Raw genomic sequence first — 20,896 nt, 5'->3', positions numbered from 1 at the left:
CCTTGGTGCTGGCCTAAAACCGGTCAAAAAGATATACTTCGGCGCTTTTCTTGCCACGCCTGATACCAACGGATCACAGGGCCCCTATGTCTGCGAATACCCAACAGTCCCGATTGAAAGAACTCATTGCCAAAGGTAAAGAGCAAGGCTACCTCACCTATGCTCAGGTGAACGACCATCTGCCAGATGACATTGCCAACCCGGATCAGGTTGAAGACATCATCCGCATGATCAACGACATCGGCATTCCGGTATCAGAAGTGGCACCGGATGGCGAAGCACTGTTCATGAACGATGCTGCCGACGATGCTGCCGCTGAAGAAGCCGCTGCTGCATTGGCATCCGTTGAAAGCGATGTTGGTCGCACTACCGACCCAGTCCGTATGTACATGCGCGAAATGGGCACCGTTGAGCTGCTGACCCGTGAAGGCGAAATTGTTATCGCCAAGCGTATTGAAGAAGGCATCCGCGAAGTGATGTCAGCACTGTCCTATTACCCGGGCGCCGTACAGACCATCCTCAAGGCATTTGCAGACGCCGAACAGGACCCGAACCGCATTGGTGATATCTTCAACGGCTTTATCGACCCTTCCGATGAAGACCCGGAACCCGGCCCACAAAGTGGCCCTGATGCCGTAGTCGAAGAAACAAACGACTCAGACAGCGATGACGACGATGACGAAGAAAGCGGTGGTATCGACCTGACCGAGGTTAACCGTCGCTTCGAAGAAATCTACGACGCCAACGAAGCAGTGCTGGCCACGATTGAAAAACATGGCCGCGCCAGCAAACAAGCCGAAACGGCCCTGTCTGAACTGGCCTCTGTCTTTGCGCCGATCAAGCTGTCGCCCAAGTACTTTGAACGACTGGTCGTCGCTGCCCGTGAATCATTGCACGTCATTCGCACCCAGGAACGTCAGATCATGATGATGATGACGCGCAAGTGCGGGATGGATCGCAAGGACTTCATCAAGTTTTTCCAGGGCAACGAAGTTGATCATGACTGGATTGAAGGCCTGATCGCCTCTAACAAGCCCTACTCGAAAAAACTCGACACCTACAAGCTCGATATTTTCCGTGCCCAACGCAAAATACAAGCCGTTGAGACCCGTGTTGGCCTGAGCATCCCGGAAATCAAGGAAGTAAACCGTCGCGTTTCCATCGGTGAAGCCCGCGCCCGCCGCGCCAAGAAAGAAATGGTGGAAGCCAACCTGCGTCTGGTTATCTCGATCGCCAAGAAGTACACCAACCGGGGTTTGCAATTCCTGGATCTGATTCAGGAAGGCAACATCGGCCTGATGAAAGCCGTCGACAAATTCGAATACCGTCGTGGGTACAAGTTCTCGACTTACGCCACCTGGTGGATTCGTCAGGCAATCACCCGTTCGATTGCCGACCAGGCACGCACCATTCGTATTCCGGTACACATGATTGAAACCATCAACAAGCTGAACCGTATCAGCCGCCAGATGCTTCAGGAAATGGGCCGCGAACCAACGCCGGAAGAACTGGCAGAACGAATGGAAATGCCAGAAGACAAAATCCGCAAAGTACTGAAAATCGCCAAAGAGCCTATCTCCATGGAAACGCCAATCGGCGACGATGAAGATTCGCATCTGGGTGATTTTATCGAAGACGCGCATTCCGAGTCTCCGATGGATACCGCCACCAACGATGGCCTGACCGAAGCGACCCGCTCCGTCTTGTCTGGCCTGACGGCCCGTGAAGCCAAAGTGCTGCGTATGCGTTTCGGTATCGATATGAACACCGATCACACTCTGGAAGAAGTGGGTAAACAGTTTGACGTGACCCGCGAGCGTATCCGCCAGATCGAAGCGAAGGCATTACGCAAGCTGCGTCATCCCAGCCGCTCAGATCACTTGCGCAGCTTTATCGACGAATAGTCGTGTAATCGGCCAGCGTGATATAAAAAAACCGGCTTTGCGCCGGTTTTTTTATATCTACTCTTTGCATAGTCACGAGCGCCAATTTATAATCAGCGCCCTGTTTTTGCCAGTTATGGCAGCAACCAGAGGCGTGCGACCGCACACCTCGATCAGAAGGGCCTTTAGCTCAGTTGGTTAGAGCATCCGACTCATAATCGGCAGGTCCCCAGTTCAAGTCTGGGAAGGCCCACCATTTTTTCCTTTAAAATCAGTACCTTGGTTTTCAAATCCGGGTTTTATTACGAACACAAACCCGGTGTCATTTGAGTGTCAAACCCTGTCAGGGTGTCAACATTGGTGTCAATTATTCTGGCAACACCGCCCATTCCCGCGCAGTTGTGCGGATAGCCAAACCGGCCGGAAACCCGTACCAGCTCTGGCGTTTCTGGTTTGTCCTTCTTTTCCCACCCGCACAACTCCGCATTTTTCCGCATTTTGTGCGGATTCTTAAAACCCTCTACAGCCCCAGTGCTGGCGCGGGCTGGCGTCTGTTTGCACACGCACGCCACCCGCACAAATTTATTGGATAAAGCCCGGAAGTGGGGTGAGGTGGAGTGATTTTTATATCTGGATGTGTTTTTTATTTGGCGCTGGTGATGCCTTGGCTTTGGTTGGTCGTGGTTGCTGGGGGGATCGGTAGGCAGCAGGCATAAAAAACCCGGCTCATTGACCGGGTTCTTTGTTTCTGGCGGTGGTTATTTTGTGGCGGCGTCCAGCTGGGATTTCAGGCTGTCGATTGCGGTTTGTGCGGCCACGAAGGCGGCGGCGTTGATCGGTACGCTGCTGGCGCTGCCTGGGGCTGCGCATGTGACTGTCATGGTGCTGATGTTGGTCAGTGCGGTTGATATCTGGGCCAGTGCGGCGCTGATGGTGGCCAGCAGGTTTTGGCCGTCGGGGCCGATGTGGATAAGTGGCGCGGTGAGGCTGGCGGATGTTCCGGCGGTGGTGTTGTGTTCGCCGTCGGTGGTGCTGTTGCTGTTTCCGCCGGTTGTGGTTTCTCGGTTGCCGATAGTGTCGTCCATGATGTCACCGTCTGTGGTGTTCAGGCGCTGGCCGGTGGCGTGTTGGCGGATATCTCCGCTGGCGCTGGCGGTGATGTGTTGTCCGGCCACGGTATTGACGCTGCCTGCGGCCAGGATGTTGGCGACGGTTTCGGCCAGCATGTGGATGGCTGCGGCTTCGGTTGTGTGGGTGCCTGTTACGTCGGTGTGGCTGTGGCCATGGATGCGGCGGTTTTCGTGGCCGATGGTTTGGGCCAGCAGGCGCGCTGATTGGCTGATGCTGTCGGCGGTGTCGCTGATGGTCTGGTCTGTTTCGCGGCTCCAGTTGCCCGCGGCGTCGATTTGCTGGCGTTGGTGGTTTGCCTGTTGCCAGGTTTGTCCTGTGGCGCTGTTGTGTGGCAGTGCGTTCCTGTCTCCCAGGGTGCCGGTGATGATTGGGCGCTCTGGGTTGCCGCCGATCCATTGGATGATTACCAGTGTGCCGATGGTTGGCAGTGAAAATAGGCCGCGTTCTGCTCCGCCACCGGCTGGCAGTTGCACGGGTACGCCGTCCAGCTGGATGCCTGTGCCTGTTCCTGTGCTGGTTAGCATTTCTACGGTGACGGCATAGCGCGGGCGGTAGTTGTCGCTAATTCCGCCGGCGGCCGGGGCGTCTGGTACGGCTGTTATTTCGGCCAGTTGTGGGGTGTGGTATCCGGCGGCCAGTTCGGGGAACTCGCGCAGGATCTGGCGGCGGATATCGTCTGTCATGTGAGTGCTCGGAGTGTGGTGCTGTTGATGATTGATCGCCATTGCAGGCGCATTGTGTCGCCTGCTATTTCGATGCTGTGGATGATCTGCGGCTGGCCGCCGTTGATTGTGATGCTGATTCCTGGGCGTATCCGTGGTGTTAGTGGCAATGTGCCGCCCAGGGTGCTGAGGCTGTCGAATATGCTGGCTGGTAGGTCGATGGTTTTGGCGCCGGTGGCGCTGTTTTTTCGTTCGCCCACGTAGATCCGGCCATCTGTTTGCTGTTGCCAGATCCCGTCTGTGACTCCCCACGTTTTTAGCATGTTGTCGAGTGCGCCATAGCCGCCGCCCAGGTGTTGGTATCGTGGGATCTGTGTTTTTGTCCAGTCTGATTCTGGCAGTACAAATACTGCGCCGGTTTGGTCGCTGAGTGTCTGCAGTACGTCGGCTGGCAGCGGTTGGCGTAGATTGATTGGTATGCGTCGGTTGAGTGTGGCGGCTAGTTCGCGGGCGAGTATTTGCCATGCGCCACCGGCCAGCGGTTGGACTGTGTCGATGTATCCCCAGATCACTGGCCGCCAGTTGGTGCCGTTGAGTTTTGCGTCCAGGGTGATTGCCTGACCTGATTGTGGGTCGGTGTCTGTGATGGCGGTGATGATGGCTCGGCCGGGTGTGTTCAGCTCTAATTTTACGTTGTTGCTGATGAGTTCGGCGGTGGTGTGGTTGATGTTCAGTGCCGTGTCGATTCGCATTAGTCGGCCTCTAGTTCACCGATGATTTCATCCAGTTTTTTGAGCACCTGCCAGATCATGCCGTGATCTGATTCTGTGTCTGTGATGGCGCTGTCTGTGTCTGTTATTTCTGTTCCTGTGGCTGTGTCGGTGCTGGCGCTGGCGCTGGTGTATCCGGCGTTGCGTTGTGCCTCTACTCGCTCTGCTGTGCTGAGGTGTTCCGTCAGCGAGAATGTGACGGCCCAGGCCTGCAGGTCTGGAATTTTTCGGGCGTCAAAATCGCCATCAAATTTTACGTTTGTGATGTCGGCCGCGTCGGCGGTGTCGTCGACGATGGTGTAAACGGCGCGGGTCCCGTCGTCGTTTAGCGCCTCTCCTAGTTTGATGATCGTTGTTAGGTCGTCTGCACTGGCGAATGGTATGCGCCCGGCTACGCTGAGGCGTTTGCCTTTGGTGCCGGTGTTGATGGTGTCGGTACTGCTGCTGCTGGCGCTGACGTCGGCGTTTTTGATCGGCAGTTTTACGGATACGGCCAGATTCAGCAGTTGCAGTTCGGTGGTGGTGCCGTTGCGTTCCAGGATCACAATCCTAACTCCTGTTTCAGTGGTGCCAGCTGGTCAGCTGTTCCGTATATGGCAAAACCGGCGCTGTATGGCGCGGCGGTGTCTGGTGGTGTGATGCTGGCCAGTTGGGTTGCCAGATCGCCCGCCAGGTATAGGGCCCATTCGATGGCCCCGCCGTAACCTGTGATCGCGGCGGTTTGGTCGGCGTGGCGTTGGGCGCGTTGGTTGGCAAATGCGGCCAGCCGATCGGCCGGGTTGGTGTCGCTGGCAACGGCTTCTGACAGGCTGATGATGGTGTCTGCGGTGTCGTGCTCGCGCTGGCCGCCGGTGTGGGTAGTGGTCAGCGGTTCTGGCTCATTTGCCAGGTAATATTTTTCGGTTTCGTGGCTGGCGTATGCCGTGGCGGTGCGCCATGCGGCTGACAGTTTTGGTGATGGTAGTGCGGTATTGAGTGTTGCCAGTTTTTGAGCCAGTTGGGCGGCGGTGTCGGCTGGCAGTACAAATGCCAGCATGGCATCAAATCCGGCAGACTGGTCTGCCAGTTTGGTTTGCACGGTGTCTGGTGTGAGGCTGAATGCTACGCTGCGGCCTCTCTCTGGTGTGCCTGTTGCCCATGGGGTGATTATGGCTGTTGCCATGCTCTGACGGGCTGCTGTGATGTTGGCGCGGTTGGCGGCACTGGCCGCGGCAGTGCTGGCCAGGCTGTTGGCGGTGGTCACGTCGTCAGGCACGACCAGACCGGCCAGTGCAAATTGCTGCTGGCCGGTGATGCCGGGGTCAGTTGCCCAGGTGGCCGGTGTGCGGGTTGTGGCCTGCCAGGTCACGCGTACACCGTTGCAATAAATGCGGCGTTTTCTAACACCCAGTCTTGACTGGTTGCAGCATTAACACCCGTTTTTATTTCAAAGAAATTGGTGGTCCGGTTGGCAGTGTTTTCTCCGGCATACCCTAGGTCGTCTCCCAGACGATTGGCCATGACGTTGATTGATGTTCCCAGCGCTGGCGTTGGAAAGATCTGATAGGTTCCGGTGGCGGTTTTGTTTGCTGTCCAGCCCGTTGGGCCGTCTCTGACGGTGCCGTCTGATTCGACGACGATTTGATAAATGCCCAGGTTGTGACGGCTGGATTCTGTACTGCTGATCTCTGAGAGATTGTTGCTCCCCTGCATTCGTGCATCGGCTGTTGATTGGGCGGCAGCGGCGTCGGTTACGGCGGTGTCTGCTGTTGATTGTGCGGCAGCGGCGTCGGTTACGGCGGTGTCTGCTGTTGATTGGGCGGCAGCGGCGGCGGTTACGGCGGTGTCTGCTGTTGATTGGGCGGCAGCGGCGGCGGTTACGGCGGTGTCTGCTGTTGATTGGGCGGTGTCTGCTGTTGATTGGGCGGTATCTGCTGTTGATTGGGCGGCGGCAGCGGCGGCGGTAATCGCTGTGACTGAGTTCGTCGCTGCCTCTGCGGCCGCAATGGTTGCATCGATGGCTGATTTCACCGGGGCAGGCAGCAGCTCTGTATCCACGCTGGCTCGGTTGTCCGTGATGGATGATGGCCCTGTGATGGTTGCAATCAGTTCGCGGTGATAGTGGGTGCCCTGGTTATCGTAGCTGCTCAGTGCTGATGAGCTGGTTTCTATGTCACATACATTGCTGACGCTATTGATCGTCGCTTGCTGGCTGACTGTGGCATACACGTAAAACGGGTGGCTTTCCAATGGCTCGGATGACAGGGCTGTCAGGTTTGTGCTGGGTATGACTGTCAGCAGGCCATTGATTACTGCGCGTCCAGTTTGGACGTTATAACCAATGATGCTACCAGCTGGTGATTCGAAACATGCGGTGCCGAATATCCCTGCTGTTGCTGTTTGCGCCAGTGACTCGGCGCTTTTGAATCGTTCGAGGTAGTCAAATTGCCAGCTTTCGATATCGGCTGTCAGACCGGTGACTGCCGCTGCACTGGTCATTGTTAGCGAAAAATTCTTTGTTAGCACGTTGCCAATATCTGCACCATTTGTGGCGTATTTTGATTGTTCTGGCTCATATGCCACGGCGATCAGTACGTCGTACTGGCTGTTGTACAGGCCTATCCAGTTGAATGAATAATCTCCCCGGCTTGAATCGATCACCGCTGAAAAAACGGCGGTTGATTCGCTGGCGAGACCGGCCCGGTTAATCGGTACTGTGTCTACGACATCGGCCGTTGGTACTGTTTCCGTTTTCGGCGGTGTGGCGCTGACATCCAAACCCGATACGTTTGCAATTATGATCTGATCGCCTACAACGGGTTGACCGTTATCGTCGGTCGTTGTTATCGGGTTTTGTCCGATGGCAACGGTTGCGAGGAATTGCTCGCCAGCTGTTGTTATTACTGACATGAAATACTCCTTAAACTGTGGCTAATACGCCGGGGCAGAGTGACAGATATTTCGTTTTTGGTGGAGTACCCCCCAATTGCTGAACCCTCAATTTATAGTTCGAATAACCATCCCATAGTGCTGTGTCTGTTGGTAATGTAAACGGAATAAACATCGGCATACCACGGTAACAATCAACATAGATAGCCTGATTGCTGTCATGCCATACCCCTGTGTCATCCATGTATAGCGTTCTTCCTGATGACGAAGAATACAACGTCAATTTCCATGGGCCATAGTCGTACATGCCGGGAAGAACAATCCCCATATCTGTTCCACCGTCTGATTCACCGAACGTACTTGCGCCACTCCAGTAAACAGTGCCTGACGATGTAGAATATTCCGGCCCTCCGAGTCGGTCATTATATTCTCCCTCCGTTAAAGTCCCTTCCAACGTCATAAATTCCCGGTCAGAAATGTCAGCGCATCGGTATAATGACTCCGTGCCACCCGTGATTGCATTAACGCATGGTCGTCTCAGTGCTATTTTACTAATCCCGTTATCGATATACTCCTGCCCTTCAATTACATTAGATAACGCTAGCTCTGCTGTTGCGGTTTGTGGAGATGATAGATAGTGCGCGTTTGTGCTAGTAGTTCCCGGAATACACGCAAAATCAGTAGCGGTTATCCAAAATCCGTAGAGACGCCCTGTTGTGACAAAATATGTTGTGGAGTCGTCGATTAAAAACGTCATAGAGAAAATTTTTGGTTTTTTCTCTCTATTTTTAAATACATACCCTGCTGTTATCGACCCTCCTATATCTGGATTATCTATACCTCGAAGACTCATAGGAAGGCGTTCGGTATTCGAATAATTATTTACACGCATATTCACATCACCTTCCCCTACTAACATAGTTACCGTCATCTTTTTTGAGGAATCAGCGAAACCTAGCGGGTTTTTCATATACATAGACTCACTAGAGTAATCAACATATTTCCCATACTGATCCTCCGTCGTACTCTCTTCTATGTCAGTAGCGTATTGCGCCGTAAACCCTAATTCTTCGGGGCACGCCCATAGCGGCTCCTGCATGTGTGACACAGGGTTTATCGCGTTCCCAATAATCGTATATCGGTTAATAGTTCCTAGTTGGTTTAATGCCTCTTTGGAAAAACCAAAATTATTTACTAACTCATCCGAGTACATCGGCGCATCGCGTGGGATTGTAGATGATGTTGAAAATATCTGTGGGTCAGCCCCGAGAGCCGTGTTCGTGTCTACAATGTGTGGAGTGCCAGAAAGTGCGTGCAATGCGTCTGAGATAACAGACTGCCCGACGTAGTTGGGGTGGATAAAGTCTCCATCAAATGTGCCTGCGGAAATATCTACATTAGTTGCGTTGTAGTATCTAGCCGCTAATACTGCTAATTGCTCCTCATCATCAGTATCTAATCCACTAAGCCAGTGCCAGTCAATCATTGTTACGTGCGGTTCTAATTTTGTTGACAGTATGGCATTGCGCATTAGCTTGAATGACGTGTGTCTAGAACTAGCGGGCATCGAGTAGTGGCCACCCATCTCGCACATTGTAATGCAGTGAGCGCCGGATTCCCTTGTGTACTCGATAACTTTATTCATTGTCGGTATTGCGTAATTCTCAACATTGGACACCCCTGTACCAGCGTCATTAACTGTATACGGAAGAATAACCAAGTCCGGTTTAGAGTATTCAGACTGGTTATTAAATAGCGCCTCAAGCCCAGTGTCTCCAACAACAGGAACCGGGTCTACTTGAGTTCCCACTGTTGGTCTATCAATAATATAATTCTGAATAGTAGATCCACCATACGTCCCGTCCATAACGTGGATGCCGGGGTTATCTAGGCACCAATCAATAGATTCGAGGTAGACATATCCTGTCGTTGGTGGGTGAAATGTAATTGTGTGATACCCAATATCGTCAAAATCAATATTGAGTTCGTTGGCCATACTCTGCGCACCACTACAATCTATAGTCGCGTAATACACTCCGTTAACATCGACATCGCAAGAGCCGCCATCCGTTTCTGTGCTGTATCTAATCAGAATACGACGAGAGAAACCACGCCGGAGTGTAATGGAGTCGCTATCACTGTCCCCACGAAGCCGGTGCAGTCTCAACCCAGAGAATGGCTGTTTGTACCACCCGTCGTATATATCCTCGTAGCTACCTCCTAACGCCGCTAAAATTTCCGTGAGATTGCCAGAATCCCCATACGCAGCTTTTAACGACTCAAACCACATACGGTATCCGCTAGCACTGGAGGCCTCAATTGATGTCCCGGTAAACAATATACGTACAACACGAGACAGGCACTGTTGTGTTAATAGCGGAGCAATTGATCGCTGATTTACCGTGTATAACGCATCCTGTACGTTGGTTCCGGCCTCGTCAGATACGTTCTCTGACAGATTAGTCTCGTATAACTTATCCAATGATATTTTTTTGAGTTCGCCAGTTGGCGATATGAATGGGACGTGACCGCCGGATTCGTGCTCTACAACGGGTACTTGATCGGTGTTTAGGTCTTTTGCCATATCAATTAATCTCCAATAATTCGCCAGTGATGGTCAGTGGTTCACCGTTGAATGTAATCAGCTGGCCGAATGCGTCGGTACTGGCGGACAGGTGGCTGGTGTCTGTTTGTATGCTATGTATTACAGCAACCAATTCTGATTCGTTCTGTGTTGTTATCTGGTATCTGCGGCATGTCCGGCCATATTGATCTACCAGCAAATTGATCAGTGCCTCATTGCTCGCGATATCTGCCGGGGCCATTTGAATTTCTACTATGTCCCAGTCATCTCCGTAGACCCGTTCTGTAATTGTTACGTTTCCCAGTCCGAGCCGGGTCCAGATCCGTTTGAATCCGGCGGCGCTGCCCGCGTCTTTTGCGTTTTCGTATGCGGTTTTTACTCGCAGTCTGTATAGCGATTCGCTTTCGCCATTGAATCGGTCAACGTCGCGTTCCCAGGCCAGCATATCAACGATAAACATGGGGGCTGTGTCTACGTCGTAGACGCGCAGCGGAAATTCCAGCCAGCCGCGTACTTTCAGCCACCAGGTGTCGATGAATGTGCTGAACGCGCTGGCGTCGGCTTTTTCTTTGGTTCCGGTTTGCCAGAAAATCAGGCTTATTTTGCTCCAGTCCATGACGGTTATACCTCCTGAATCGTCGTTGTGAGTGTTTGCAGTCGGGGGATGTCAGCGGCACTGACAATGCTCCAAACGTTAAACTCTACGTTGGACAATACTGGCACCAGTACACGGATCTCGGCGGCCAGGTTAGCCAGGCTAAACCGGCTGTTGAATGTGACCTGTGTGACGCTGTATGCGCTGTTTTCTCGGAATGCACAGCGGATGATTTGCTCTGCCTCTGCCTGTGCGGCGGCCATGTCTGCAGCACTGGTGCCCGATGCTGCATACATTGTGGCGGTGATGTCGTGCAGGGTTTCCGGGAACAATTTCACGAGTAGATCATCACCATGTCCGTGATTTCCATCTGTTCTGATGTGCTCATTTACCTGAGATAGATAGTCATCACTGGCAACACCAGCATCAAACAACACGAGGGCGTCCGCGCTGCCAGGGCCTCGTGGTGCCTGTGTGTGGTCGATGAATATCCGGCTGTATTCGATGCCCACCTGTTCGGCGATGATTGATTTGTATACGGCGTTGACGTGCCAGTCTGATACTGCGGGGAACCGAGCGCGGATTCGTTCTCGGTAGTCGTCGTCTGATTCGTCGTCGGCGCCCGGGGTTGTAATCCAGTCGCTGGCGTTGGTCACGCTGGTGACGCCGGTTATTGGTGGGTCAAGGACGGTGAAATATCCGGCGGCCAGGTTGTAGGCTACGCCGGTATTTTCGGCCTCTACTGGCACTGTGATGGTTGTGTCTGTGCTGCCGAATTGGCCGGCGGCGGTGGTTTTTACGCGGTACACGGTGCCGTTGATTGCCGGGGTTTTGATCCATGTGCCTGTGGGGATCGGCAGGGTTGTGCCGGTGGTGGTGCGGTTGAACGTTATTTCACCGGTCAGTGTGCTCGCGTCTTTGCGCTCGATATTTCGGCCCCAGCCGATCAGGTCTAGCCAGGTGTCACTGGCGTATTTTAAAAACAGGTTTGGTGTGATCTCGGTGATCACCCATTGCAGCAGTGACAACACGGGTGTTGTGGCGATGGCACGCAGGAACCGCCAGAACGGGCTGTATGTGCTGTTGTTGTTGAACGTTAATCCAGCGTCGTCTGCCTCTGTTTGAAACTCGGTTTCCAGCTCTGTTTGGGTGGTTGGGATTCCCGCATCGGCTGCCTGTTGTGTGAAAAATTCCTGGGTTTCTGTATCGATGGCCATGTATGTCAGGCTCCCACGGTTATCAGGCCGAATTCAGTTTCGGCGGTGACGGTAATTTGTACGTTTTTGGTGGTGGCAAAATATTCTGTTACGGCACTGGTTCCGGGTTTTATCCGGCTGTCCGATTCGACTACCTGCCGGATTTGTTTGCGTACCAGTGCCCGTTGCTGGCTGTCACGCTGGCCGATCAGTTTGGTTAATAGCCCGCTCTCTCGGATTGCGTGCCTCGTATCCTGGGCAATGACGTCGCGGTCTGTGACCAGTAGTGGCTGACCGGCGGTGTCTGTGCTGATGTCGTCGTCGGTAATGAGCAGGTCAATATATGTCGCCATTTCGGTTATCCCCCTTGCAGCATTGACCACTGTTCCAGATCGGCAGGTGTCATGCCGTTGTCTGCGTTGATTGTTACGCCTCCCCAGTGGTTGCCACCGCTGCTGCCGCTGCCCTTGAGTATTTCGGCGATGGATTCGCGGGTGCTGGGCGTGTTGCTGGTTGGGGTGCTGAGTCCAGAAATGTCTGGCAGGTCGGCGATTGCTTTTATTTTTCCAATTCCCATTGCGGTAATTTCTTCTCCGCCAGAAAATGGATTTAAGTCATTCCAGCTAAAATCAATACCGCTCGCTGAAAATGGATTTAAATCACTTAAGCTAAAATCTAGTCCTATTAATTCTTTAAAGTCTTTCCATAATCCTTTTATCGAATCACTCAAGTTTTCAATCCATTTTAAAAACCCAGACCCCCATTCTGTATTTTTGAACCATGCACCCAATTTCTCCCACCAACCTAACCAATCGCCCAGTAAATAAATTGCAGCGACCACAGCCGCTATAATTATAGAAATAACAATAACTGCTGCCCAAAATGGGCTTGTAATAACTCCCATTGTAATTATGAATGCCAACATCGTTGTACGCAGTAATATCAATGCTTTCCGAAAATATATTAGCGCCCGTATTACGCCCAATATAATTATTTTCCCAAACGCCCACATAATTAGCAGCCCGGCCCAGGCGGCGCGACTGATCCCGATGATGATGGACATTAACCCGACTGCACCGCCCAACAGGATGACGCTCAGTGTGGCCAGTCCGATCCATTTAGTCAGATGGGGGAATTCTCTCGTCCAGCCCATGATGGTCTGTAAACCATCGGTCAGGCTGGCCAGTGTGTCGTTGATGACGGGTAACAGCGCAGTACCGAAAGCAATGCGCAGCCCTTCGGTTACCGCCTGAAATTGTTCCCATGGGTCCACCATGGCGGCGGCCATGTCCCGGGCGTTGTCCATGCCGGTGTTGCGGCCCAGTTTGGTGATGCTGGCATTGAGTCCGTCGGTGTTGCCCATCAGCTGTTTGATCAGGCTGACGGCCTCGTCTGATCCGAATGCGGTTTTCAGTGCGTCGGATTCGGCTACGTCCAGGGTTTCGCCGAATCGGGATTTCAGTGCGTTGAGGATGTCCAGCATGGGCAGCATGCGGCCCGCGCTGTCTGTAAATTTCATGCCTAATGATTTTTGCGCGGCACCCACTCCAGCCAGAAATGATTTGTATTTTGTACCGGCTTCGCTGCCGCTCATGGTGGATTGCAGGGTGCCCAGAATGGCCATTTGCTCGTGCAGCTGGATGCCTGCCGCCTGGGCGTTAGCGCCCACGCTGGTGAATGCGGCGCTCATTTCTGAACCGGTGGTTTTGAACATTTTAACGGCAGCGGCGGTTTGCCCGGTGAGCTGTTCTACCCACTCGGATTTCCCCATTGCAGCGGCCTGCTGCTGAAAAATGCCGTACATGGTGCCCATGTAGCCGGTGATGGTGGCGGCATCGGCCTTGGTTCCTTTTGCCAGGATGTTGCTGGCCTCTGTGAATACGGCCAGTTCGCCGTTGGTCAGTCCGCCAATGGCTGATTGGATGTCGTAACTGCTGCGGACAAAATCGGCGGCGGATTCGCCGTATTGCACGCTGAAATCCAGCGCGGTGTTTTTGAGCCGGGTTAACTCGGCCTCTGCTACGCCCAGACTACGCACCTCACCGATGGCGTTTTCCATCTGATAGACCGGTTCCATCAGCGTTTTGATGCCAATGTATGCGGCCCCCACGCCCACGGCACCGCCCCGGATGGCGTCGAATCCGGCGGTGGCGTTTTGGCGAACGCTGCCCAGAGTGCGGTTGATGTTTTGCAGTGGTCGGCTGACGGTATCGGTCAGGCCCACGGTAAACATCAATCGTTCCAGTGCTGTGGTTCCGCTCATTCGGGCGTGCTCCTGTTGCTACTTTTTGGCAAATGCCTTGGCAATGCCGCTGGCGACGGCGTCGCTGATTTTTTCAATGCTGCTCTGGTGCAGCCATACAGCGGCGGCGATCTCGTCGGGGTCGCTGGTCTCTCTGCCCCAGACCAGCCGGGCCAGTACCAATGCCTGACCCAGCTGGTTGTCTTTCAGCGCCTTAACGGCGCGTTCTATTTTTTTACGGTGATTTCCACGTCACCGGTGAACTCACCCGCAACTGCTTGAGCCAGGTTGATTGCCTGACCCATGTCCAGCAGCGCGTTCAGCGATTCTTTGTCGTCTGGATGAATGGTGCGCATCAAAAAGTTATTGCTGGGTGCCACCTTGTTGTTAGGCAAAAAATCATTCTGGAACGCATGGAATGCCATCAGATCGACGCTGAACCGCAATTCGGTTGAGCCTGCGCATACGGTGATTTTTTTGCTGTTTTGGTCTGCCATGGTGTTGGTTCCTGTGTTGTGTCTGGTTTGGTTATTTCGTTAATGCCTGCTGGATGCCGACGGTCAGCAGGCTGATCAACCCGGTGACCAGCAGGCCAATGACCGACCGGCGGATTACCCGGCCGATCTGCTCGCTGGCTTTGCGTTGCTGGCGCACAAACGCCATGTCGGCCTGCGTTTCCAAGTGGTTGTTGGTATCAAATCCCAACCGGGCCAGAGCGTTGTTGGTGCCCTGTTCGGCGGCGTTGGTAACCAGTTCTGTCAGTTCTGCCGGGTTCATGTCTGGCATGGTGCTGTGCTCATTCTGTGGGCGGTTTTACCTGTGCGGCGGGCAGTTTTTTGCCCTGCAGGGCGGCGGCGAAATCGTCCACGGTTTCACCGCTCAGGTCGTTGGTTGGTTTTCCGGCAATTTTGTACAGCGCCCACACGGCAATGCGGGTCAGCAGCCGTTCCAGCAGGGCTGCCCAGGGCAATTTTTTAATCAGCGCTTGGGCCACTTCGGTGATCAGTGGCCAGAGCACTGTCAGCAACAGGGTTTTCATGCGGTCTGCTCCGGTTCTGGGTTGCCATAAACGGCGTTGTAGGCGTTGAGGTAGTCATCCGGCGTTGCGGCACCGAGTTCGCTGTTCCAGTATTTTTTGGCGTAGTTGGCCAGCCCTTGCAGGTCGTCAGCGTCGGGTAATGGCTCTGGATGGCTGTACAGGTACACGCGGGCAAAACCGGCGGCCAGTACGCTGTCTGTTACCAGCCGGGCGGCGGAATACTGCCGTGGCAGTGCCTTGAATCGTCCGCTGCGCTTGAGGTAGTCGCAGCAGTATTGGTATGTCGGTGGCTCCATTTGGAACATACCCAGGGCCGGGCCGCCTTTTTGGCGCACGTACATGAACGCGCCGGATTCATGGGCGGCGATCATGATCAGCAGCCGGACGGCTGCCTCAGTGTCTGGCAGGTTGTAGCGCGTCAGGGCCTGCTCGATAGTGCCCCGGACTGCCAGGGCGATTTGTCGGACGTCAATACTCATGGGGTTGTGCTCCTTAAATAATGCCGAACGAGTCGCCGCTGATGTACGGCACTCCATTGATCTTGACGAAATCCTCACCGGTCACGTCGTACTGCACCGTGACGGTGGATTTGTCGGTGCTGTTCGGGTCGATGTTGAGCAAGTCGGAGATTTTGAGTTTGCAGCCGTCGGCATAGACCAACATGTTTTCGGCAATGGTGCTGCCGCCAACGGCGTAGGTGTGCACCGGGAACTCTGGCAGATCCTGCCAACTGCCAGCCGCTGCGGCGGCGGCGGTCAGCAAATTGAATTGGCTGATGTCGAGCACCAGATCACCGGATGCCGATACGTCACCCTGCAGGGTCCCTGCTGGGCGGCCGTTGTTGGTCGCGGTGGTGGTGTTGTCAGTGATGGTCAGTGTCATGGATTCGACGTGCACCATGATGCCCATGATGCGCACGTCAAACGATTTGCCATTGATGCGGTTTCCCATGGTTTATGCCTCCGTCCGGGTGAGATCGAGGCTGATATACAACCCCAGTTTTTTGGCTGAATTTTTTGGAGCTGCTTGCGCGGCCAGCTCAACGCTGGTGTTGGTCAACCAGGTGATCACCATGTCGCCATCTACCGGTGTTTGTACCAGTCCGGCGGCGGGTTCACCATTGATGGTGCTGGCCTTGGCGGCGTCGTAAATCGGCTTAAGGAAGTATTCGGTGTAATACGCGGTGCTGCTGGCGCTGCTGTTGAATGCGCGGTTGGCCACCTGATTGATCATGAGCAGGCGAATACGGCGGGTGATGTAGTCGATCACGCGGCGGTTTTCGTAGACGGAAAAATCACCGTCGCTGGCGTCCAGGCTCATGTGATCGGCCCAATACGTGCCGTCTTTGTCTGGGTACCACTGCGGCACGCTGAACCGGGCTTCGCTCAGTTCGCTGAGGTGATCCAGATCCAGTGCAATGCCGGTGCTGTCTTCTGGATGCTCTCCCAACCCGGCTACGGTTCCGGTTTGCACGCGCATTGGGCTGTCGGCAATGCTGACGTATTCCGACGTCAGGCGGCCGATGACTGCGCCCAGATTGGTGCCGTGCAGCTGTGGCACCAGGTGCACGCGGTCGAATACGTCGGTGCCGTTGATGGCTTTGGTGGCAGTGATGTACTGCGCCCAAGTCTGACTGCCATCTGGCCCCGGTAGCGGTGCATGAATGGTGATGTATTTGGCCCAGGTGTTGATGGCGTTGGTGCAAGCGGCCTGCAGGTCTGGCAGATCGGTGGCGGTGACGTTATCGGTCAAGGCAACCAGTTCCGTTTTGATGTTGTTGGGTTGTCCCAGAGCGATTTCTAACGCGGCTGACCAGTCGCCAAATGCGGTACCGATGTCTGACCCACCGAGCGCGCTGTACAGCGGCACGACGTAGGCTGTCCAGTTTGGCCCGACGTTCTGCTGTGCGGCGGTGATCTGGGTTTTCAGGTTGCTATCGGCGGCCCCCAGGATAGCGTCCAGATCGGTGGACGCGCCGATGGTGTGAACGGTGGCGGCGTTGGTGACGGTCACGGCGTCGTCGGCGTTTTCGTCGTTGTAGCCGATCCAGAGCACCCGGCGTTCCACGTCTGTGGTTGCGCCTTGGCTGAGGTTTTGTTGATTTGCGCTGATGGTTCCGAGTGCCATGTGGGTGGCTCCTGTGTGTGTGCGGGGGTTTATGCGGCCCGGCGCACGTCGTTCAAAATATCGTTGATCAGGTGGTTGGTGATGTCGGTAACGTCGGTGCTGTTGAGCCCGAAAAACTCACGTTCTGGCAGTGGCATTGACCACTGCTGTTTGCTGGGTTCGTCGCGCAGCATTCGCAATATCAAAGCCGCCTTTCCGACGGTCAGGTTTTCGGTTATCCAGCGGGCGCTGACGCGGCGAGTTTTGGCGCTGCCAGCTCTGGCCCCGCTTTTGTAGCGGCTGCCCGTTGGCTGTCGGTACCCAGCGGCCAGCAGCGCTTTTGCTTGGCCTTTTGTTGCTGGGTCGCTGTAGTTGGGTTCGCCCCGTTTGCGGGCTGTCTGTTTGGCCTGTGCGGCGGTCATGGTGGTGCTGACGCCCTCTTGATGGGCGCGGGCAATCTGGCCGGTGCGGGTTTTTGGCCAGGTGACTTTGGCGCTTTTGGGGCCAACGAAGGCCTTCAGGGTTTTGGGCAGTTTGCGCAGCACTTTTTTGTTGTCGCGTTTGCGCGGTGGCAGCGTGCGGCCGTGCACGTCTTTTTGCCGGGTGATGTTGCGTTTGGCGTTGCGGATGACCATGCGCGCCACGTAGCGGTGATGTTTTACGCGGGCGCGGTTGGGCATGTTCAACACGTCCAGCTGGCGTTGTAGCGTCAGGTCTCCAGCAATGCTTAGGCGGATCATGTGCGCACCTCACTGGTCAGGCTGATGGCCTCTGCGATGTTTAGCGTGTGCTCGCCAAACGTCCAACGGTCGCCGATGGCCTGCACTGGGCCGTTACTGTCGCGGGTCAGATAGATGCCGTCGCGCACGTCGAGGGTGTACTCGACTTGCAGGATGCGTCCGCCCCGGTTTTTTGTGGCGGTACTGGTAATTATCTGCGGCTCGTCGAGGTCGGCGCGTACCTCTCGGCTGAGGCTCGTTTCCCAGTTGTGCAACATGGCCAGCAGCAGGCCGCCACGGTGGCCGTGCATGGCGTCGATACTGAGTGCCAGGCGGTAGCGGTAATCGCAAAAATGCAGGCCGCGTTCTGTCTCGCGGTTGCTGCCCGGTTCGATGGTGCCGGAGTCGATCCAGAGGTCGTAACCCTGTCGGGTTATGCCCAGCAGTTGCCGGTTGTCGTGGATCAGGGCGGCCAGGCTGTCGAGTGTTTGCATGACCGCTCCTAAATCAGATACACGCCGGTCGCCGGTTCGCCGTTGATTTCGGCAACGGCGGCGGTGGCGGTGGCGGTGTATTGGGCCGCAACGGTGGCGCGATCGTCGTCACTCTGCATCGGTTGCATCATGATCAGTCGAGCCATGGCGGTGCTGTATACAGCGGCGTAATACTGTGCAACCAGTACGCTGTTTTCGGCAATGGTGTCGGCGGGGATATCCGCCAGGGTTTCCGGGTCGAGCATATCGACCGACACGGCGGTACCGGTATCGGTGGTGCCCCAGTAGACAAACCCGGTCTGGTCGGCATCCAGTGCACGCTGCTTGTATGGCTCCAACCGGCGGTTGGTTTGGGCGGCGGCAACAATCAGGGCGTTTTTGATCATGGCGTTGTCGAGCGCGCCGGGCACGGCGTACTGGCGGCAGAACTCGGCGACATTCATCCCCGGCCAAAATTCGGCGTTGGGTACGTCGGTCTCGTCGCGTTGTTGCGCGGCGGCGGCTGTCCAACTGTAGCTGTCTGTCATGTCGTGCCCTGCCTGTTGTAGGGGGACGGCTGACTCAAAACGTCCAGACAGGCCTCTGCCTGAGCTGTTGGATTTTGAGGGCCGCCCAGTGGTGCGGGGGTTGTTTACTGGCTCCGCGTGCCAGTTATTCGGTGTCGTCGTCTGTGTCTGGCGCGTCTGGCGCTGGTTGTTCGGTTTCCAGGCTGACGGCCGGCAATTGGATGCCCAGTTTTTCGAGGTTTTTCACGACCTCTTTTTTAATCGTCGTCACCTTGGCTGGGTGTTTTGGTGTCCCCAGCATGTCGGCCTTGGTCAGCAGGATGTATGCGGTTTTCCACTCTCCGGCGTCGGTGGCCAGTTGTCCGGCCAGCTTGTGGTATTTCATGATGACGCCGCGTGGTACTGGCCAGTTATGCAGCTGGTTGAAAATGTTGCCAAACAGCGGCTGTGGGCTGTGGTTCAGTTTGATTTGATGCGAGGCCCAGGCATGGACGGCATCCGCAACAAATGTCGGAAGACTCGATTTGAATCGTTCCGGCATTTTTTGGCCTTGGCTGACGCATAACAGGGCGATTTTCTCGAACTCAACGGCGTTGCTGGCGGGGTGACCGTCTTGCAACAGGTCTGCCAGCCAGATCATGGTTTCTACTATCACCGGGTTGGCGTAGACGTCTCCTGATGCCATGTACTCTTGGACGTGCTCCATGTATCCGGGCAGGCGTTCAACTTTGAATTCCTGTTTTTCGGTCAGGGTTTTTCCATGCAGCCACAACACGTCTTGGCTCATGGCCATGCACAGCGCCTCGAATCCCTCGGCGGTGGTGGTGAGTTCTGTAACCGCTCCGGGATCTGCCGATTCAACGGCGGCCTTGGCAGCAGCTTGCTGCTTTTCGCGCTGTTTACGGGCTGCCCAGGCGCGGGCCGGTGATAATTTGGTCATGGTCATGCGTCCTGTTGGTTCAGTTCATGTGGCCCGGTATTGCTACCGGGCCGGTGTATCAGGCTGAGAATGTCGCGGTGGCGGTTGTTTCATCCACGATGGTGACGGCGGTCGGTTCAAACCCGGCAATGGCGTCCATGTCGCCAATGGCGTAGGCGTCGTTGGAGCTCATGAACTCGGCAATGCGGTCCAGCTCTGGCTGATCCTTGGTCGTGCGACGGGTGCGGCCCTCTTGGTAGTAGAGGTGCAGGTTTTTCAGATCGGTAACGACGATGCCGGTGTCTGGGAATCCAGGCACTTCGATGGCTTTGAGTCCGCCATAGCTTTTGGACAGGGTAGTAATACCCAGTTTTTTCTCACTCGGGGTACCGGCATGTTCTGTGAGGGTTTTGCCGATATCGGCCGCGACCAGGGCAGAACCGACAATGACTACCTCGTCACCGGTGCGGTTTTCCACTTCGATCATCCGATAGATGTCGTACACCGCGGCGTCGAGGTTTTGGTAATCCGGGTTGTCGGTGTTTTTGCCAATAAATACCTTGTCTGTACCGGCTGCGTTTCCCTCTCCGATAATCCGGCTCGGGGCCTGTTCGCGCAGCACTTGCAGCCAGCCTTTGTTGACGTCCTGACCCAGTGGGTTGGTGGTGCTGTTGGTCGTGGTGGCAACGCTGGTGCCGTACCAGCCGACTTTGATTCGAGTCAGTGCAATGGCGCGGAATACCTGCTGCATGTAGCGGCTGTAGAAATCTTTGTAACGTGCCCAGGTGTCGAGAGTGGCATAGCGCATGTAAACGTCGTAGTTCGTCTTTGCTACCTCCCAGGTTGATCCTGTTGGGCCGCCCAGTTCAGTGCCATTACGTTCTGTGCCGCCACTCGTATCGGTGCGGCTGGCGATCATGTCGGAAAATCCGAGATCCAGCGCTTGGCCCTTCATATCTGTGACTGGGGCCATGCCGATCCATTGCAGGAATTCGCTGGACGCTTGCACTTTGTCATTCAGCGTCGTTTCGCTCGGCTCGGTTACTGCAAACTGTTTGCCGTTGTAGAGATCGGCAACGGCAACCGCGTTGGCGGCCGCAATGGCAAACAGCAGTTTGTTGTATTTTGCGCGGGTGTTCGTCTTCATGTGGTTTGATCCTTCAGCTGTTTGCTGGTTGCCGG

At 55.0% G+C, this 20,896-nt stretch carries 23 protein-coding genes and 1 tRNA gene; 2 read left to right on the top strand and 22 right to left on the bottom strand.

Going from position 1 to position 20,896, the window contains the following annotated elements:
- Positions 1-86: 86 nt before the first annotated feature.
- Together rpoD and Q8W24_RS13830 are read left to right on the top strand one after the other, a co-directional pair.
- Positions 87-1,904, top strand: a complete 1,818-nt coding sequence (gene rpoD / locus Q8W24_RS13835; protein WP_303434201.1) for an RNA polymerase sigma factor RpoD — start codon at positions 87-89, stop codon at positions 1,902-1,904.
- Positions 1,905-2,062: 158 nt separating this feature from the next.
- A tRNA-Ile gene (locus Q8W24_RS13830) sits at positions 2,063-2,139 on the top strand.
- Positions 2,140-2,641: 502 nt separating this feature from the next.
- On the opposite strand, the gene Q8W24_RS13825 is transcribed toward Q8W24_RS13830, so the two are convergent.
- The 22 genes from Q8W24_RS13825 to Q8W24_RS13720 form a co-directional block, all read right to left on the bottom strand.
- Entirely contained in the window at positions 2,642-3,697 is a 1,056-nt protein-coding gene (locus tag Q8W24_RS13825; RefSeq protein WP_305475692.1) for a phage baseplate assembly protein V, read from the bottom strand.
- A complete protein-coding gene (locus Q8W24_RS13820) occupies positions 3,694-4,428 on the bottom strand; it encodes a hypothetical protein (RefSeq protein WP_305475690.1) in 735 nt (244 codons plus the stop codon). Before Q8W24_RS13820 ends, Q8W24_RS13825 begins: the two co-directional genes overlap by 4 nt.
- Entirely contained in the window at positions 4,428-4,991 is a 564-nt protein-coding gene (locus Q8W24_RS13815; protein ID WP_305475688.1) for a hypothetical protein, read from the bottom strand. The genes Q8W24_RS13820 and Q8W24_RS13815 overlap by 1 nt, the downstream gene beginning before the upstream one ends.
- The gene (locus Q8W24_RS13810) at positions 4,988-5,794 is read right to left on the bottom strand and encodes a hypothetical protein (RefSeq protein WP_305475687.1); all 807 of its coding nucleotides are present in this window, start codon (positions 5,792-5,794) and stop codon (positions 4,988-4,990) included. The genes Q8W24_RS13815 and Q8W24_RS13810 overlap by 4 nt, the downstream gene beginning before the upstream one ends.
- On the bottom strand, positions 5,791-7,335 hold the full coding sequence (locus Q8W24_RS13805) for a phage tail protein (RefSeq protein WP_305475685.1): 1,545 nt from the start codon (positions 7,333-7,335) through the stop codon (positions 5,791-5,793). The genes Q8W24_RS13810 and Q8W24_RS13805 overlap by 4 nt, the downstream gene beginning before the upstream one ends.
- Before the next feature lie 10 nt (positions 7,336-7,345).
- A complete protein-coding gene (locus Q8W24_RS13800) occupies positions 7,346-9,898 on the bottom strand; it encodes a hypothetical protein (protein WP_305475683.1) in 2,553 nt (850 codons plus the stop codon).
- 1 nt (position 9,899) lies between these two features.
- Positions 9,900-10,514, bottom strand: a complete 615-nt coding sequence (locus Q8W24_RS13795) for a phage tail protein (protein WP_305475681.1) — start codon at positions 10,512-10,514, stop codon at positions 9,900-9,902.
- A 5-nt stretch (positions 10,515-10,519) separates the two neighbouring features.
- A complete protein-coding gene (locus Q8W24_RS13790) occupies positions 10,520-11,710 on the bottom strand; it encodes a baseplate J/gp47 family protein (RefSeq protein WP_305475679.1) in 1,191 nt (396 codons plus the stop codon).
- A 5-nt stretch (positions 11,711-11,715) separates the two neighbouring features.
- Positions 11,716-12,042, bottom strand: coding sequence for a DUF2590 family protein (locus Q8W24_RS13785; protein WP_305475678.1), 327 nt, complete (start codon positions 12,040-12,042; stop codon positions 11,716-11,718).
- A 5-nt stretch (positions 12,043-12,047) separates the two neighbouring features.
- Positions 12,048-13,952, bottom strand: a complete 1,905-nt coding sequence (locus Q8W24_RS13780; RefSeq protein ID WP_305475677.1) for a phage tail tape measure protein — start codon at positions 13,950-13,952, stop codon at positions 12,048-12,050.
- Between the two features lie 18 nt (positions 13,953-13,970).
- Positions 13,971-14,114: a hypothetical protein gene (locus Q8W24_RS13775; RefSeq protein ID WP_305475676.1), complete on the bottom strand. Its 144-nt coding sequence runs from the start codon at positions 14,112-14,114 to the stop codon at positions 13,971-13,973.
- Between the two features lie 44 nt (positions 14,115-14,158).
- Positions 14,159-14,428, bottom strand: a complete 270-nt coding sequence (locus tag Q8W24_RS13770) for a putative phage tail assembly chaperone (RefSeq protein WP_305475675.1) — start codon at positions 14,426-14,428, stop codon at positions 14,159-14,161.
- A 31-nt stretch (positions 14,429-14,459) separates the two neighbouring features.
- Positions 14,460-14,717 (bottom strand): hypothetical protein, encoded by a 258-nt coding sequence (locus tag Q8W24_RS13765; protein WP_305475673.1) that lies wholly within the window; start codon positions 14,715-14,717, stop codon positions 14,460-14,462.
- Between the two features lie 10 nt (positions 14,718-14,727).
- On the bottom strand, positions 14,728-14,970 hold the full coding sequence (locus tag Q8W24_RS13760) for a hypothetical protein (RefSeq protein ID WP_305475671.1): 243 nt from the start codon (positions 14,968-14,970) through the stop codon (positions 14,728-14,730).
- Positions 14,967-15,449, bottom strand: coding sequence for a hypothetical protein (locus tag Q8W24_RS13755; protein ID WP_305475670.1), 483 nt, complete (start codon positions 15,447-15,449; stop codon positions 14,967-14,969). Before Q8W24_RS13755 ends, Q8W24_RS13760 begins: the two co-directional genes overlap by 4 nt.
- A gap of 13 nt (positions 15,450-15,462) precedes the next feature.
- A complete protein-coding gene (locus Q8W24_RS13750; RefSeq protein WP_305475668.1) occupies positions 15,463-15,921 on the bottom strand; it encodes a phage protein in 459 nt (152 codons plus the stop codon).
- 3 nt (positions 15,922-15,924) lie between these two features.
- Positions 15,925-17,097: a DUF2586 domain-containing protein gene (locus tag Q8W24_RS13745; RefSeq protein ID WP_305475666.1), complete on the bottom strand. Its 1,173-nt coding sequence runs from the start codon at positions 17,095-17,097 to the stop codon at positions 15,925-15,927.
- A gap of 29 nt (positions 17,098-17,126) precedes the next feature.
- Positions 17,127-17,816, bottom strand: a complete 690-nt coding sequence (locus tag Q8W24_RS13740; protein WP_305475664.1) for a hypothetical protein — start codon at positions 17,814-17,816, stop codon at positions 17,127-17,129.
- Positions 17,813-18,289 (bottom strand): phage tail protein, encoded by a 477-nt coding sequence (locus Q8W24_RS13735; protein ID WP_305475662.1) that lies wholly within the window; start codon positions 18,287-18,289, stop codon positions 17,813-17,815. Before Q8W24_RS13735 ends, Q8W24_RS13740 begins: the two co-directional genes overlap by 4 nt.
- 8 nt (positions 18,290-18,297) lie before the next feature.
- Complete coding sequence (locus Q8W24_RS13730) at positions 18,298-18,816, bottom strand: head completion/stabilization protein (protein ID WP_305475660.1); 519 nt, start codon at positions 18,814-18,816, stop codon at positions 18,298-18,300.
- Positions 18,817-18,940: 124 nt separating this feature from the next.
- Complete coding sequence (gene gpM / locus Q8W24_RS13725; RefSeq protein WP_305475658.1) at positions 18,941-19,735, bottom strand: phage terminase small subunit; 795 nt, start codon at positions 19,733-19,735, stop codon at positions 18,941-18,943.
- 58 nt (positions 19,736-19,793) lie between these two features.
- Positions 19,794-20,861: a phage major capsid protein, P2 family gene (locus tag Q8W24_RS13720; protein WP_305475656.1), complete on the bottom strand. Its 1,068-nt coding sequence runs from the start codon at positions 20,859-20,861 to the stop codon at positions 19,794-19,796.
- Positions 20,862-20,896 lie beyond the last annotated feature (35 nt).

It is taken from the genome of Oceanobacter sp. 4_MG-2023, from assembly GCF_030689165.1.
In the GTDB taxonomy this organism is placed as follows: domain Bacteria; phylum Pseudomonadota; class Gammaproteobacteria; order Pseudomonadales; family Oceanobacteraceae; genus Oceanobacter.
This window is presented reverse-complemented; position numbering and strand designations above follow the sequence as displayed.

Bases quoted from the DNA above. Each gene is read 5' to 3' on its own strand.
- Q8W24_RS13730 (WP_305475660.1), bottom strand. From the start codon at position 18,816: ATGACAGACAGCTACAGTTGGACAGCCGCCGCCGCGCAACAACGCGAC.
- Q8W24_RS13800 (WP_305475683.1), bottom strand. From the start codon at position 9,898: ATGGCAAAAGACCTAAACACCGATCAAGTACCCGTTGTAGAGCACGAA.
- Q8W24_RS13825 (WP_305475692.1), bottom strand. From the start codon at position 3,697: ATGACAGACGATATCCGCCGCCAGATCCTGCGCGAGTTCCCCGAACTG.
- Q8W24_RS13750 (WP_305475668.1), bottom strand. From the start codon at position 15,921: ATGGGAAACCGCATCAATGGCAAATCGTTTGACGTGCGCATCATGGGC.
- Q8W24_RS13745 (WP_305475666.1), bottom strand. From the start codon at position 17,097: ATGGCACTCGGAACCATCAGCGCAAATCAACAAAACCTCAGCCAAGGC.
- Q8W24_RS13820 (WP_305475690.1), bottom strand. From the start codon at position 4,428: ATGCGAATCGACACGGCACTGAACATCAACCACACCACCGCCGAACTC.
- Q8W24_RS13805 (WP_305475685.1), bottom strand. From the start codon at position 7,335: ATGTCAGTAATAACAACAGCTGGCGAGCAATTCCTCGCAACCGTTGCC.
- Q8W24_RS13790 (WP_305475679.1), bottom strand. From the start codon at position 11,710: ATGGCCATCGATACAGAAACCCAGGAATTTTTCACACAACAGGCAGCC.
- Q8W24_RS13780 (WP_305475677.1), bottom strand. From the start codon at position 13,952: ATGAGCGGAACCACAGCACTGGAACGATTGATGTTTACCGTGGGCCTG.
- Q8W24_RS13765 (WP_305475673.1), bottom strand. From the start codon at position 14,717: ATGCCAGACATGAACCCGGCAGAACTGACAGAACTGGTTACCAACGCC.
- Q8W24_RS13770 (WP_305475675.1), bottom strand. From the start codon at position 14,428: ATGGCAGACCAAAACAGCAAAAAAATCACCGTATGCGCAGGCTCAACC.
- Q8W24_RS13735 (WP_305475662.1), bottom strand. From the start codon at position 18,289: ATGCAAACACTCGACAGCCTGGCCGCCCTGATCCACGACAACCGGCAA.
- Q8W24_RS13740 (WP_305475664.1), bottom strand. From the start codon at position 17,816: ATGATCCGCCTAAGCATTGCTGGAGACCTGACGCTACAACGCCAGCTG.
- Q8W24_RS13785 (WP_305475678.1), bottom strand. From the start codon at position 12,042: ATGGCGACATATATTGACCTGCTCATTACCGACGACGACATCAGCACA.
- Q8W24_RS13760 (WP_305475671.1), bottom strand. From the start codon at position 14,970: ATGAAAACCCTGTTGCTGACAGTGCTCTGGCCACTGATCACCGAAGTG.
- Q8W24_RS13755 (WP_305475670.1), bottom strand. From the start codon at position 15,449: ATGAGTATTGACGTCCGACAAATCGCCCTGGCAGTCCGGGGCACTATC.
- rpoD (WP_303434201.1), top strand. From the start codon at position 87: ATGTCTGCGAATACCCAACAGTCCCGATTGAAAGAACTCATTGCCAAA.
- Q8W24_RS13795 (WP_305475681.1), bottom strand. From the start codon at position 10,514: ATGGACTGGAGCAAAATAAGCCTGATTTTCTGGCAAACCGGAACCAAA.
- Q8W24_RS13720 (WP_305475656.1), bottom strand. From the start codon at position 20,861: ATGAAGACGAACACCCGCGCAAAATACAACAAACTGCTGTTTGCCATT.
- gpM (WP_305475658.1), bottom strand. From the start codon at position 19,735: ATGACCAAATTATCACCGGCCCGCGCCTGGGCAGCCCGTAAACAGCGC.